Source organism: Streptomyces sp. G7(2002), assembly GCF_028870195.1.
GTDB classification, from domain to species: Bacteria; Actinomycetota; Actinomycetes; order Streptomycetales; family Streptomycetaceae; genus Streptomyces; species Streptomyces nigrescens.
On the sequence record NZ_CP102609.1, the window covers coordinates 819,271 to 835,247 of the forward strand.

1 protein-coding gene is annotated in these 15,977 nt (G+C 70.2%); it reads right to left on the minus strand.

The window, feature by feature from the left end:
- Positions 1–35: 35 nt before the first annotated feature.
- Positions 36–15,968, minus strand: coding sequence for a type I polyketide synthase (locus NUT86_RS03380; protein ID WP_274733297.1), 15,933 nt, complete (start codon positions 15,966–15,968; stop codon positions 36–38).
- Positions 15,969–15,977 lie beyond the last annotated feature (9 nt).

The window sequence follows — 15,977 nt, forward strand, 5'->3', positions numbered from 1 at the left end:
ATACGTTGTAGACCGGAACGGTTCACCTGCGGCGTTCAGGAACGGCCGAGCTCCTGATTGATGAAATCGAAGATCTCGTCGTCCGAGGCCGCATCCAGCTGCTGGGACACGGCGGACTTCGCCTCGCTCTCGGCCACCCCGCCCAGCTCAGACAGGATGCTCCGAAGACGGGCCTCGACGAGCCCCCTGGCGGCGTTCTCTGGGGAAAATCCTGAAATCGCGCCGGCGAGACGGTCCAGGTCAGCGAGTACGGCGGCCTCCGGCTCGACGTCCGCGGCACCGAACAAGGCCTCGTGCACATGCTCCGCGAGAAGCTGTGGCGTGGGGTAGTCGAAGACCAGGGTGGCGGGGAGCTGCATTCCGGTGTCGGCGTTCAGCCCGTTCCGCAGCTCGACCGCCGTGAGCGAGTCGAAGCCCAGGTCCTGGAATGCCCTGACAGGCTCCACGGCCTTCATATCGCGGAACCCGAGAACGGCAGCTGTGTGGCTGCGTACGAGGTCGAGTACGGCTTGCGCGCGCTCCACCCCGGAAAGGCCCTCGACCCTGCCGAGGAAGGACTGACCCGCGTCCTGGGCCTTCTCTCGGGACGTGTCACCTATTGCCCCTTGGTGCGTGCTACCTACCGCGTCAGCGACCTCCGGCAGGTCCTCCAGCAGCGGGCTCGGACGGGCGCTGGTGAACGCGGGAGCGAAGCGCTCCCACTCCACATCCGCCAGCACCACCGAACCCTCACCCGTGCCAACTGCCGACTCCAACGCCGCAACTGCCAACGCCGGATCCAGCGCCTTCAGGCCACGGCGCAGCAGGTGCTCCTCCGCGCCCTCTGTGCCGGCCATGCCGCCGCCTGCCCATGGGCCCCACGCCACGGAACAACCCTCCACACCCCGCGCACGACGCGCCTCCACCAACCCCTCGACGAAGGCATTCCCCGCCGCGTACGCCCCCTGACCACCACTCCCCCACACACCGGCAATCGACGAAAACACCACAAACGCATCCAACTCCCGATCGCCCAGGGCCTCGTCCAGCACCACGGCACCGGCAACCTTCGCCCCCATCACCTCACCAAAATGGCCCGCATCCGCCTCACCCAACGGAACCGAATGCACCACACCCGCCGCATGAACGACCGCATCCACCGCACACCCCGACAACAACTTCTCGACCGCATCCCGGTCCGAGACATCGCAGGCCGCCACCGTCACCCGAACCCCGAGGGCGGACAGCTCCGACGCCAACTCCGACGCACCCGGAGCCTCGCGACCACGACGGCTGGTCAAGACGAGATGCTCGGCACCGCGTTCAGCCGCCCAGCGCGCCACACGGGCACCCAACGCACCCGTACCGCCCGTGATCAACACCGTCCCCCGCGGCCGCCAACCGTCGGCGGTGCCGTCCCCAGCGGGAGACGGAGCATGCACCAGCCGGCGCCCGAACACACCCGACGCCCGCACCGCCACCTGATCCTCAGAGCCATCGGCCAGAACACCCACGAGCCGATCAACCACCCCACGGTCCACGGCCTCCGGAAGGTCCACCAGACCACCCCAACGATCCGGCAACTCCAAAGCCGCCACCCGACCCAAACCCCACACCGCCGCACCCGCAGGATCCGGCCCACCATCCAACTGGTCGATCGCGACAGCCCCCCGCGTCACCACCCACACACGCCCGCCCACACCGGCATCCGCCAACGCCTGCACCACCACCGCAGTGCGCACCACACCCACCGGCACCCCACCACCAGAGGATTGACCCTCCACGCCGCCCGGCAGCACCATCACGCCCGCGACTGCGTCACCCTCGAACCCCGCAAACCGCTCGGCCAGCGCAACCCGGTCCACATCCGGGCCGCAGCCCACCCGCTCAACCCGCACACCACTCGCCGCCAGCCCCTCCACCACCGAAGAGGCCCAGTCCGAGTCCGCCACGCCCTCGGGCACTACCACCAACCAACGCCCGGACAGCTTCTCCCCGGCTCCCACACCGACCGGCTTCCACTGCACCCGATAGCGCCAGCCGTCCACCGCCGACCGCTCACGCTGCTGCCGACGCCACGAGGACAGCGCGCTCAGGGCCTCATCCCACGAGGCATCCCCGGGGATCGCCAGTTCCCCGGCCAGGGCGTCCGGATCTTCGCGCTCTACGGCCTCCCAGAACCACGCGGTCCCGTCGTCCGCAGGCTGGGTCGCGACGTCCCCAACCTCGGTCCCCGGGTCGCTCGGCCAAAAGCGCTCACGCTGGAACGCGTACGTGGGCAGATCGACCTGCCGTGCCCCCGGGAAGAGCGCATGCCACTGCACATCCGCACCGTTGACGAACATGCCACTGACCGCGGCCACAAGGGCTTCCGACTCCAGCCGGTCCTTGCGCAACGCGGGCAACAGCAGCAGGTCCGCACTGCCTGTGCATGCCTGCGCCATGGCAGTCAGAGTGCCGTCCGGCCCGATCTCCAGGAACCGGGTCACCCCGTGCTCCTCCAACCACCGAACACCGTCGTCGAAACGGACGGCCTCACGGACATGCCGCACCCAGTAGTCAGGAGACGTCAGCTCCTCCGCCGCAGCGAACTCACCGGTCACATTCGAGACCACCGGGATACGCGGCTCCGCGTACACCACGCTCTCCGCAACCGCCCGGAACCCGTCCAGCATCGGCTCCATCAGCGACGAGTGGAAGGCATGGCTGACCTGGAGCCGCTTCACCTTCCGGCCCTCGGACTCGAAATGCCCCGCGATCTCCACCACGGCGGATTCCTCACCGGAGACCACGACCGCCTGCGGACCGTTCACGGCGGCGATACTCACCTGCTGCTCATGACCTTCCAGCAGCGGAAGTACCTCGTCCTCGGTGGCTTGGAGGGAGACCATGGCACCGCCGGCCGGGAGGGCCTGCATCAAACGGCCACGGGCCGCCACCAGCCGGCACGCATCCTCCAGCGACAGGACACCCGCCACATGCGCAGCCACCAACTCACCAATGGAATGACCCATGAGGTAGTCGGGACGAACGCCGAACGACTCGACCAGCCGGAACAGCGCCACCTCAACGGCGAACAACGCAGGCTGGGTGAAAGCGGTCCGGCTCAGCGCCTCCGCATCATCACCGAATACGACACCCCGGAGAGAGGACTCCAACTCGGCGTCAAAGTAAGCGCATACCTCATCAAAGGCGTCCGCGAAAACCGGGAAGGTGTCATACAGCTCCCAGCCCATTCCCAAACGCTGCGCCCCCTGCCCCGTGAACAGGTATGCGGACCGCCCCTGTTGCTTGATACCGCGCACCACACCGGCGGCCTTTCGGCCCTCAGCGAGTGCGGTCAGCCCCTGTACGGCCGTCTCGTGACCGTCGACGAGAAGCACAGCGCGGTGGTCGAATATCTCTCTTGACGTTGCCAATGAGAAGCCCACGTCAGAAGGATCGAGCAGGAACTCGTCCAGGTGCGGCAGGAGCCGTTGCGCCTGGGCCTGCAAGCCCGCTTCGCCGCGCCCAGAGATGACCCAAGGGACTGCGGGCAGTTTGAGCAACTCCTCGCTCTCCGCCATGTCGTCGGTTGCCGGCGCCTCTTCGATGATGGCGTGGGCGTTGGTGCCGCTGATGCCGAACGAGGACACACCGGCTCGTCGCGGCCGATCCGACTCCGGCCACTGCACCGCCTCCGTCAGCAGCCGCACCGCCCCCGCCATCCACTCCACATGCGACGACGGCTCATCGACGTGCAGAGTCCGCGGCAGGACGCCGTGCTGCAACGCCAGCACCATCTTGATCACACCGGCCACACCCGCGGCCGCCTGCGTGTGCCCGATGTTCGACTTCACCGAACCCAGCCACAACGGCCGGTCCTCGCCCCGGCCCTGACCGTACGTCGCAATCAGCGCCTGCGCCTCGATCGGGTCACCCAACGATGTCCCCGTACCGTGCGCCTCGACCACATCCACATCCGACGCAGACAGTCCCGCACCCGCCAGTGCCTGCCGGATCACCCGCTGCTGCGAAGGACCATTCGGCGCCGTCAAACCATTCGACGCGCCATCCTGATTCACCGCACTGCCACGTACGACCGCCAACACCCGATGACCATTCCGCCGCGCATCGGACAACCGCTCCACCACCAGCACACCCGCGCCCTCGGAGAACCCCGCACCATCCGCGGCATCCGAGAACGCCTTGCACCGACCATCAGCAGCCAACCCCCGCTGCCGACTGAAATCCACGAACAACCCCGGCGTCGACATCACCGTCACACCACCCGCCAACGCCAGATCACACTCACCCGCACGCAACGACTGAACCGCCAAATGCAACGCCACCAACGACGCCGAACACGCCGTATCCACCGTCACCGCAGGCCCCTCAAGGCCGAACACATACGACAACCGCCCCGACACCACACTCGCCGCATTGCCCGTGCCGATATAACCCCCCAAATCCTCCTCACCCGACGCCACCAACAACCCCGTGTAATCCTGGCCATTGGTCCCCGCAAACACCCCCGTACGCGACCCCCGAAGCGAACCCGGAAGAATCCCCGCCCGCTCGAACGCCTCCCACGACACCTCCAACAGCAACCGCTGCTGCGGATCCATCGCCACCGCCTCACGCGGCGAAATCCCGAAGAACCCCGGATCGAACTCATCCACCCCCGGCAAGAACCCACCCTCACGCGTGGAAACCTTCCCCGGACGACCCGGCTCCGGGTCATACAGCCCTTCGACATCCCAACCACGATCCACCGGGAACGGCACCACACCGTCCCCACCCTCAGCCAGCAACCCCCACAACTCCTCCGGCGACCCCACACCACCCGGGAACCGACAACCCATCGCCACAATCACGACCGGCTCATCCGGATCGGCGGCGTCTGCGGTCGTGGGAGCCATGACACCCGCGTCAACCGTTTCGTCCCCACCCGACAACTCGCCTTCCAGGTGGCGAGCCACCCTCAGCGGAGTGGGGTAGTCGAAGACCAAAGTGGCGGGCATCGCCAGTCCGGTGGCCGCCTGAAGATGGTTGCGCAGCTCCACGGCGGTGAGTGAGTCGACACCGAGTCCCCGGAAGTCGCGGGTGGGCTCGATCGCTTCGGGGCCGGGGTGTCCCAGGACCAGTGCCGCCTGAGTCCGTACGAGTTCCAGGACCGCTGCTCGCCGCTCGTCCTGGGACAAGGGGGAGAGCCGCGACCGCAGGGCGTCCGCCGGCGTCATCTCAACCGATGAGGAGACAGCCGTACGACGCGTACTCCTCCCCAGGAGACCTCGCATGAGCGGAGGAAGGACTCCGGCGGCATGCTGCTCTCGCAACATCGTGTGATTCAGCTGGACCGGAACGACCACGGGCACTGCGGTATGGCGGGCGGCGTCGAAAGCCTCCACGCCCCGCTCCTCGGTGAAGGGGGTGATGCCGCCGCGTGCCATGCGCTGCAGATCGGCTTCGCTGAGCTCGCCCGTCATTCCCGCGCCCGGAGCCCAGGCACCCCACGCCAACGACCTCGCGGGGAAGCCCGACCCAGTACGCCGGTGCACCAGGGCATCCACAAATGCGTTTGCCGCCGCATAGTTGCCCTGGCCCGCGCTGCCGAATGTTCCCGCCACCGACGAGAACACCATGAACTCCGCCAGGTCCTCTTCACGCGTCAGCTCGTCCAGGAGCAGCAGCGCATCCGCCTTCGGTGCCAGCACCGCGTCCATGCGAGCGGGCGTCAGCGAGGACAGCGTGCCGTCGTCGAGTACGCCCGCGGTGTGCACGACGGCGGTGAGGGGGTGATGCTTCGGTATCGCATCCAGCAGACCGCTCAGCGCCTCGCGGTCGGACACATCGCACGCCACGACCTCGACCTCAGCGCCCAGACACGTCAACTCATCCACCAGGGCGTCCACACCCGGAGCCTGCGGGCCCCGACGACTCGCCAACAGGAGATGGCGTATGCCGTGCTCGGCGACCAGATGCCGAGCCACCAGCGCACCCAGACCACCCGTTCCACCCGTGATCAGCACCGTCCCCTCCGGATCGAGGGGCACCGGCATGGTCAGCACAACCTTGCCCACATGCCGGGCCTGACTCAGGAACCGGAACGCCTCAGGAGCCTTGCGCACATCCCACGCCGTCACAGGCAACGGCTCCAGCACACCCTCCTCGAAGAGGCCGACAAGTGCGGTCAGCATCTCCCCGATCCGCTCGGGACCGGCCTCAAACAGATCGAACGCCCGGTACCGCACGCCCTCATGCTCCGCCGCCACCCTCTCCGGGTCACGGACGTCGGTCTTGCCCATCTCCAGGAACCGCCCGCCCCGCGGCAACAACCGCAGCGAGGCGTCCACGAACTCCCGCGCCAGGGAATCCAGCACCACATCCACGCCCCGGCCGGCGGTCGTCGCCAGGAAGGACCGCTCGAAGTCCAGATCACGGGACGAGGCGATATGCGCCTCGTCCAGACCCGAAGACCGAAGCGTCTCCCACTTCCCCGGACTCGCCGTACCGAACACCTCCGCGCCCAGATGCCGCGCCAGCTGCACCGCGGCCATGCCGACGCCACCCGCCGCGGCATGCACCAGCACCGACTCGCCCGCCTGCACCCCACCCAGCTCCACCAGCGCGTAATACGCCGTGAGGAACACGACCGGAACCGACGCCGCCTGCGCGAACGACCAGCCCTCCGGAACCCGTACCAGCATCCGCTCATCAGCCACCGCCACCGGACCGAACGCGGACGGGAACAACCCCATCACCCGGTCACCCGGCGCCAGTCCAAGGACACCGGGGCCGGCCTCGGTCACCACGCCGGCGCCTTCCAGGCCCAATGTCCCCGCGTCACCCGGGTACGTTCCGAGGACGTTCAGCACATCGCGGAAGTTCACCCCGGCCGCCCGCACCGCGATGCGCACCTGGCCGGTCTCCAGCTCGTCCACTGCCTCGGGTCGCCGCACCAGGCGCAGGCTTTCCAGCGTGCCCTCGTCAGCGGTTTCGAGGCACCATCCGTCCTGCGGCAGGCACGGCATCGACAGCTCGTCCCGCCTGATGTTCATGCTCAGCCTCGGCAGATAGGCCGTGCCCTCCCTCAGGGCGAGTTCGGGCTCCCCTGTGGCAAGGGCAGTCGGCAGCGCTGCCAGCGAGGCTTCCGTGCCGTCCACATCCACCAGCACGAAGCGGTCGGGGTGCTCGACGCGTGCGGCGCGGACGAGGCCCCAGACCGTGGCCTGTGCGGGGTCCGGGTGCTGGAGTTCCGCCGGGACGGCGTTCCGGGTCACCACCACGAGGCGGGCGGCGGAGCAGTGCTCGGATTCCGTCCATTGCTGTATGCAGGCCAGGGCGCGGTACGTCGCGGCCCGCGCGGCCGCCGGAGTCGCGGCGGATTCACCGGTGGCGGTGTCGAGCCGCAGCGCGACGAACGACGGCAGGCCATCGCCCGGTGCAGAGCCAAGGTCGTGGAGATCGATGAGGTCGTGGAGACCAACGAGGTCGTGGAGATCGACGAGGTCGACGGCTTCCGCGGCGGTCTCGGGCGCCCGGGTCCAGTCGACGCGGTACAGCGCGTCGGAGTGGGTGCCGCCCTGCCGGGCGCGGCTGAACAGCTCCGCCGTCATCGGCTGCCGGGTGAGGGAAGCAATCTCCGCCACCGGTTGTCCTACGGCATCCGCCATCTGGAGCGACACCCCACCGTCCGCACTCGTCGACATACGTGCCCGGAGCACGGTGGCTCCCAAGGCATACAGCTTCACGTTCTGCCAGGAGAGCGGCTGCTGTCCGAGTTCGTCGGTCTCGTCCGCTTCGAGCGCCAGCGCATGGAGGACGGTGTCCAGCAGTGCGGGGTGCAGCCCGAATGACGAGGCCCCCGCCACTTCCGGGATCTCCACTGTGGCGAAGAGGTCACCGTCACGCCGCCATACGGCGCGCAGCCCGCGGAAGGCGGGACCATAGGCGATCCCGGCGTCGGCGAAGGCCTCGTAGAGACCGTCCGTCGGGACGGGCCGGGCTCCTTCCGGGGGCCACACGGCAAAGTCAAAGGTCTCGCGGTGATCGCCTGCTCCGAGCACGCCGGTGGCATGCCGGACCCATGGTTCCTCCGCGACACCCGTGCTCCCGATGCGGCAGGAGTGGAGGGTCAGTGTGCGGGCGCCGTGCAGGTCCGGCTCCTGGATGCGCATTTGCAGCTGGACGGCTTCGTGTGCCGGGAGCACCAGGGGGGCTTCGACGGTCAACGACTCGACGTGGTCGCAGCCGGCCTGGTCGGCGGCGCGGAGTGCGAGTTCCAGGAAGGCCGTTCCGGGCACGAGGAGGGAGCCGTCGACGACATGATCCGCCAGCCACGGGTGGTCCTGCATGGAGAGCCGTCCGGTGAAGACGACGGAGTGGGAGTCGGCGAGCGTCATGGTGGCGGCGAGCAGGGGGTGTTCGGCCGCCTGCAACCCCGCCGAACCGAGGTTCGTGGCGTTGGTGTGGGCCAGCCCGAGCCAGTAGCGCTGGTGTTGGAAGGCGTAGGTGGGCAGGTCTGTTTGGCGGGCGCCGGTGCCTGCGAAGAGGGTGGCCCAGTCGACGGTGACTCCGCGGGCATAGGCGTGGCCGAGGGCGGTGAGGAGCGCCGTCACCTCCGGACGGTCCTTGCGGAGGGCGGGCACGAGGAGGTGGTCCGTGTGACCGTCGAGGCATCCCTGCGCCATGGCGGTCAGGGTGCCGTCCGGGCCGATCTCCAGGAACCGCGTGACCTCGTGCTGCTCAAGCCACCGGATGCCGTCAGCGAAGCGGACGGCGCCGCGGACATGCCGCACCCAGTAGTCGGGGGAGGTCAATTCCTCTGCCGTGGCGAGTTCACCGGTCACGTTCGAGACCACCGGGATACGGGGCTCCTCGTACGCCACGCTCTCCGCGATGGTCCGGAATTCCGCGAGCATCGGCTCCATCAGCGGAGAGTGGAAGGCATGGCTGACCTGGAGCCGCTTCACCTTCCGGCCCTCGGACTCGAAATGCCCGGCGATGTCCGCGACCACGGACTCCTCGCCCGAGACCACCACTGCCTGCGGACCGTTCACCGCGGCAATACTCACCCGCTGCTCACGGCCCTCCAGCAGCGGCAGCACCTCGGCCTCGGTGGCCTGGACAGACACCATCGCCCCACCCGCCGGCAGCGCCTGCATCAACCGACCGCGCGCCGCCACCAGACGGCAGGCGTCCGCCAGCGACAGGACGCCCGCCACATGGGCAGCAGCCAACTCGCCGATGGAGTGGCCCACCAGGTAGTCGGGACGGACTCCGAAGGACTCCACCAGCCGGAACAGCGCCACCTCAACGGCGAACAACGCCGGCTGAGTGAACTCCGTCCGATGCAGCGCCTCCGCGTCTGACTCCGAGTCTGACTCCAGGTCTGCCTCCGCGTCTGACCCCAGGTCCGACTTCACGTCTGGCTCCGCGTCTGACTCCGAGTCTCCGTCGGTGGCGAACACCACACTCCGCAGGGGCGATGCCAGCTCACCGTCGAAGTGCGCGCACACCGCATCGAACGCCTCCGCGAACACCGGGAATTCCTCGTACAACTCCCGGCCCATTTGCACCCGTTGCGCCCCCTGTCCGGTGAACAGAAAGGCAAGGCTGCCTTCGGAGGTGGCCAGGCCTTCGACGACCTTCCCCTGCGGCTCGCCGCGGCCGAGCGCGTTCAAGCGGTCGAGCAGCGTTTCCCTGTCCTCGCCGAGCACGACGGCCCGGTGTTCGAACGGCGACCGGGTCGTGGCGAGCGACAGTCCTACGTCCCGCGGGTCCAGTTCGGGCCGGTCCGTCAGATGCTCCGACAGGCGCGCGGCCTGCGCCCTCAGGGCCGCCTCGCTGCGTCCGGACAGCACCCAGGGCACAAGGGACGGTGCGGGTGCGGGTGTCCGGGATATGGCGACCTGCGGTTCGTCCGCAGGGGGCTGTTCGAGGATGACATGTGCGTTGGTGCCGCTCAGGCCGAATGACGACACACCTGCCCGACGGGGCCGGGCTCCCTCCGGCCACCGCACGTCATCGGTCAGCAGCCGGACGTGGCCCGCCGACCAGTCCACGTGGGAGGACGGCTCGTCCACGTGCAACGTCCGTGGCAGGACTCCGTGCCGGAAGGCCTCCACCATTTTGATGACGCCCGCGACACCCGCTGCCACCTGGGTGTGCCCGATGTTCGACTTCACCGAACCCAGCCAGAGCGGCCGGTCCGGCTCACGGTCCTGGCCGTAGGTGGCCAGGAGTGCCTGTGCCTCGATCGGATCGCCCAGCGTGGTGCCCGTCCCATGGCCCTCGACCGCATCCACGTCCGACGCCGACAGCCCCGCGCCGGCCAGTGCCTGCCGGATCACCCGCTGCTGGGAGGGGCCGTTCGGTGCCGTCAGGCCGTTCGACGCACCGTCCTGGTTCATGGCGCTGCCGCGTATGACGGCCAGCACCCGGTGGCCGTTGCGCCGGGCGTCCGAGAGGCGCTCCACCAGCACGATGCCGGCGCCCTCGCCCCAGACGGTGCCGTCCGCGGTCTCCGCGAACGCCTTGCAGCGGGCGTCCGCGGCAAGGCCCCGCTGCCTGCTGAACTCGATGAACGCACCCGGTGTGGACATCACGGTCACTCCGCCGGCGAGGGCGAGGTCGCAGTCGCCCGTGCGCAAGGACTGCACCGCCAGATGCAGGGCGACCAGCGACGACGAACATGCCGTGTCCACGGTCACGGCGGGTCCCTCCAGGCCCAGCGCATACGCCACCCGGCCCGACACCACCGCGCCGGAGCTTCCGGTGAGCAGATGGCCCTGGAGGTCGTCGGGCATATCGCCGGCACCCGACCCGTATCCCTGGTAGCCGCAGCCCACGAAGAGTCCGCTGCGGCTGCCCCGTAGCGACAGCGGGGCGAGGCCGGCCCGTTCCACGGCTTCCCAGGAGATCTCCAGCAGCATCCGCTGCTGGGGGTCCATGGCCAATGCCTCGCGTGGCGAAATCCCGAAGAAGCCGGGGTCGAAGTCGCCGGCGCTGCGGACGAATCCGCCCTCGCGCACATAACTGGTGCCCGGACAGCCGGAGTCGGGGTCGTAGACGGCGTCGAGGTTCCAGCCGCGGTCCTCGGGGAAGGGCGTGATGGCGTCGCCGCCGTCGGCGATCAGCTTCCAGAGGTCCTCCGGTGACCGTACGTCCCCGGGGTAGCGGCAGGCCATGCCCACGATGGCGATCGGTTCCCCGTCCGCCATTACGGGGTGCGCGGGTGCGGCGGTGTGCTGCTCCCCGAGGTCTCCCAGGATTTCGGTGCGCAGATGACGCGCCAGTGCCAGCGGCGTCGGATGGTCGAAGACGAGCGTCGGGGACAGGGGCAGCGAGACGGCCGCGGAGAGGGTGTTGCGGAGTTCGACCGCGGTGAGGGAGTCGGTGCCGAGTTCCTGGAAAGTGCGGGTTGTCCCGACGGATTCGGAGGCCGGGTATCCCAGCACGGTGGCGGTGGTCCGGCGTACCAGGCGGAGCAGGTGTTGTTCCTGTTCGGCGGGGGTGCGCAGGGTGGCGAGGAGGCTGCGGACGCCTTCGGCCACGGTGTCCTGGCCGGAGTTCCGGGCGGCGGCTTCGGGCAGTTTGCCGAAGAGCGCGTTGCGGCCTGCGGGGAAGGTGTCCCAGTCGATGTCGGCGATGACGACGTGTGTCTCGCCGTGGCCGAGTGCCTGGTGCAGCGCGACCAGTGCGGTTTCCGGCTCCATGGGCGGCAGGCCCGCGCGGCCGAGCTTCGCGCGCAGGGTGGGGTCGGCGGCCATGCCTTCGTGTGCCCAGGGGCCCCAGGCGATGCTGGTCGCGGGCAGGCCGTGGGCGCGCCGGTGCTGGGCGAGGGCGTCCAGGCCGGCGTTGGCCGCCGCGTAGTTGGCCTGTCCGGCCGCGCCGAGGGTGCCCGCGACGGAGGAGAAGAGGACGAACGCGGTGAGGTCGTGGGCGCGAGTCAGGTCGTGGAGGTTGGTGGCGGCCTCGGTCTTGGGGCGCAGGACGGTGGCGAACCGCTCGGCGTCCATGGTGGCGAGGGTGCCGTCGTCGAGGACGCCGGCGGTGTGGAAGACGCTGGTCAGGGGCTGGTCGTCGGGGAGGGAGGCGAGGAGCCGCTCCAGTGCGTCGCGGTCTGCGGGGTCGCAGGCGGCGAGGGTGGAGCGGGCGCCGTATGTGGCAAGTTCGGCGACGAGGTCCTGGGCGCCCGGGGCGTCGGCGCCCCGCCTGCTGATGAGCAGCAGATGTGCGGCGCCTTCGCGGGCCAGCCGGCGGGCGAGGGCGGAGCCGATGGTGCCGGTGCCTCCGGTGATCAGTGTGGTGCCGGCCGGGGCCCAGCCGGTCGATCCGCCGGGCTGCTCGGGGCGGGGGGCCCGAACCAGTCTGCGGGCGAAGAGGCCGGAGGCGCGGAGGGCGAACTCCTTGCCGTTCCCGGTGTCGTGGCCGGGGCTGTGGAGCACGGCGCACAGTCGGTCCAGGGCACGTGCGTCGAGCCGTTCCGGCAGGTCGATCAGGCCGGTCCAGTGGTCGGGGTGTTCGATGGCTGCGCTGCGGCCGAGGCCCCAGAGAGTGGCCTGACCGGGGGCGCTGAGCCGGTCGGAGCGGCCGATGCTGACGGCGCCGCGGGTCGCGCTCCACAGTCGTACGGGGGCGTCGGCGCGGAGCAGTGCCTGGATGAGCGCACCGGTCAGGATGAGGGCGGCGGGGGCCTCGGGGTGGTGGGGGTCGCGTGCGGTGCCCAGGCCGAGGAGGGAGAGGACGTTGATCTCGTCCGGGTCGCGGTCCCGGTCGCGTGCCTCCTCGATCCGTTGCGCGAGGTGGTCGGCGTCCGGCGGCAGGCTCAGGGTGGTGACGGTCGAGCCGTGTCCGGCGAGTGCGGTCGTGAGGGCGTCGACGAGGGGCTGGTGGTCCTCCGGCCCCTCGGCGGGGACGACGAGCAGCCAGTGGGCCGGTGCGGTCGTGGTGGCATGGGGCTCAACCGGCTCCCAGTGCTCCGCGTACCGCCAAGTCTCGGCGGTGGAGTGCTGCTGCTGGTCGCGGTGGAAGGCGGCGAGTGCGGGGACGACCGGTTCGAGGAGGGAGCTGTCGAGGCTGAGGCTGTCGGCGAGTTCCGGCACGTTCTGCTGCTCGACGGCGGTCCAGAACGCGGAGTCGGCCGGCCGGCTGCCGGGGGCGTCGTCGGGAGGTGTGGCGTTGAGCCAGTAGCGGGTGCGCTGGAACGCGTACGTGGGGAGGTCGACGCGGCGCGCGCCGGGCAGCAGGGCGGCCCAGTCGAGGGGGGCGCCGGAGAGGTGGAGTCTGCCGATCGCGGTGAGCAGGCTTACGGCCTCGGGGGTGTCCTTGCGGAGGAGGGGGGTCAGCAGTCGGTCGCCGTCGGGAAGGCAGGCCGCGGCCAGCGCGGTCAGGGTGGCGTCGGGGCCGAGCTCGACGAGCCGGGTGACGTTGCGCTCGGCGAGGGCGCGTACGCCGTCCGCGAAGCGGACGCTCTGGCGGGCGTGGTCCACCCAGTAGTCAGGGCGGCAGAGTTCGTCGGGGGTGGCGAGGCGGCCGGTGACATTGGAGACGACGGGGATCTGCGGCTGCCGGTAGGTGAGGTCGCGGGCGGTGGCGCGCAGGTCCTCCAGCATCGGGTCCATGAGGGGCGAGTGGAAGGCGTGGCTGACCCGCAGTCGGGACACCTTGCGTCCCAGGTCCCTGAAGTGGCCGGCGAGGGTGTCCACGGTGGCTTCGTCGCCGGCGATGACGGTGGCCTCGGGGCCGTTGACCGCGGCGATGCTCACCCGGTCCGCGGTGTCCGTCAGCAGCGGCAGCACCTCGGCTTCGGTTGCCTGGAGGGAGGCCATGGCTCCGCCGGGCGGGAGTGCCTGCATCAGCCGGCCGCGGGCCGCCACCAGCCGGCAGGCGTCCGGAAGGGACAGCACACCGGCGCAGTGCGCGGCGGCCAGTTCGCCGATCGAGTGGCCCATCACGATGTCGGGCTCGATGCCCCACGAGGTCAGCAGCCGGAAGAGGGCCACTTCGAAGGCGAAGAGCGCGGGCTGGGTGTACCCGGTCCGGTCCAGCAGGGCCGCGTGGTCGCCGAAGGCGAGGGCGCGCAGCGGACGTTCGAGCTCCGGGTCGAGGTGTTCACAGGCGGCGTCGAAGGCCTCGGCGAAGGCGGGGAAGGTGTCGTACAGCTCGCGGCCCATGCCGGGGCGCTGGGCGCCCTGCCCGGTGAACAGGAACGCGGTCTTTCCGCGGAGGGGGGAGCCGGTGACCGCGCCTGCGGCGTCGGGTCCCTCCTCGGCGAGTGCGGTCAGCTTGCCGTGCAGTTCGGCCGGGCCGGTGCCGAGCAGCACCGCACGGTGTTCGAAGGCGGACCGGGAGGTGGCGAGCGAGTAGGCCAGATCCTGCGGGTCCGCGTCGGGGTGGGCTTCCAGGTGCGTCAGCAGACGGCCGGCTTGTGCGCGCAGGGCCTCCGCGCTGCGGGCGGAGAGCACCCACGGGATGTGCGGAGGGCCAGCCGCCGCGGTGGGGTGCGGGGCTGTTTCGACGGCCTGTTCCCGACGCTCTGCGGCCTGCTTCCCGCCCTCCGCGGCCTGTTCCCCGCCCTCCGCGGCCTGTTCACGGCCCTCAGCTGCCGGTTCCCGGTCGTCCGGGGAGGGAGCCGGGTCCTGCGGAGCCTGTTCCAGGATGGTGTGCGCGTTGGTGCCGCTGATGCTGAAGGACGAGACGGCGGCGCGGCGCGGCCGGGAAGCGTCCGGCCAGGTCACGGGCTCGGTCAGCAGCCGGACGTGGCCCGCCGACCAGTCCACGTGGGTGGAGGGCCGGGCGGTGTGCAGGCTCTGCGGCAGGACACCGTGCCTGAGGGCCAGCACCATCTTGATCACACCGGCCACCCCCGCGGCCGCCTGGGTGTGCCCGATGTTGGACTTCACCGACCCCAGCCACAACGGCCGTTCGGCCGACCGGTCCTGGCCGTAGGTGGCGAGCAGCGCCTGTGCCTCGATCGGGTCACCCAGCGTCGTACCGGTTCCATGTGCCTCGACGGCGTCCACGTCGGCGGAGGTCAGCCCGGCGCCGGTGAGCGCGGAGCGGATCACCCGTTGCTGGGCGGGGCCGTTGGGGGCGGTGAGGCCGTTGGAGGCACCGTCCTGGTTGAGGGCGCTGCCGCGGAGCAGAGCGAGCACGGGGTGGCCGTTGCGGCGGGCGTCGGAGAGCCGTTCGACGAGCAGCATCCCGGCGCCCTCGCCCCAGCCGGTGCCGTCGGCGTCGTCGGAGAACGGTTTGCACCGGCCGTCGCCGGCGAGTCCGCCCTGCCGGTCGAACTCGACGAAGGCGGCGGGGGTGGACATGATCGCGACCCCGCCCGCAAGGGCGAGGTCGCATTCGCCCGCCCGGAGGGACTGTGCGGCGAGGTGCAGAGTGACCAGCGAGGAGGAGCAGGCGGTGTCGACGGTGACGGCGGGACCTTCGAGGCCGAGGGCGTAGGCGACCCGGCCCGAGACGACGCTTCCCGTGGTGCCGGTGAGGAGGTGCCCTGCGACACCCTCGGGGACGTTGTCACGCAGCCCGGCGCCGTACTCCTGATTGCTGCAGCCCGCGAAGACGGCTGTCCTGCTGCCGCGCAGCGTCATCGGGTCGATGCCCGCCCGCTCCAATGCCTCCCAGGACACCTCCAGGAGGAGCCGCTGCTGCGGGTCGGTGGCCAGCGCCTCGCGCGGGCTCATGCCGAAGAACTGTGGATCGAAGGCGTCGGCGGTGTGGACGAAGCCGCCGCGGGTGGTGGCCACATCGAGTGCGCTCAGGTCCCACCCGCGGTCGGCGGGGAATTCCGACAGCGCGTCGACGCCTCCGGCGAGCAGCTGCCAGTACTCCTCGGGTGTCTGCACACCGCCCGGGAAGCGGCAGCTCATGGCGACGATGGCGAGGGGTTCACCGGCGGCGTCGACCAGCTGCTGATTCTGTTTGCGCAGCCGGTCGTTCTCCCGCAGCGAGGCCCGGAGGGCTTCGACGATCTGATCCGCGGACGTGGCCATTGGTCAGCT

Coding starts and splice junctions, on each gene's coding strand:
- NUT86_RS03380 (WP_274733297.1), bottom strand. CDS start 15,968: ATGGCCACGTCCGCGGATCAGATCGTCGAAGCCCTCCGGGCCTCGCTG.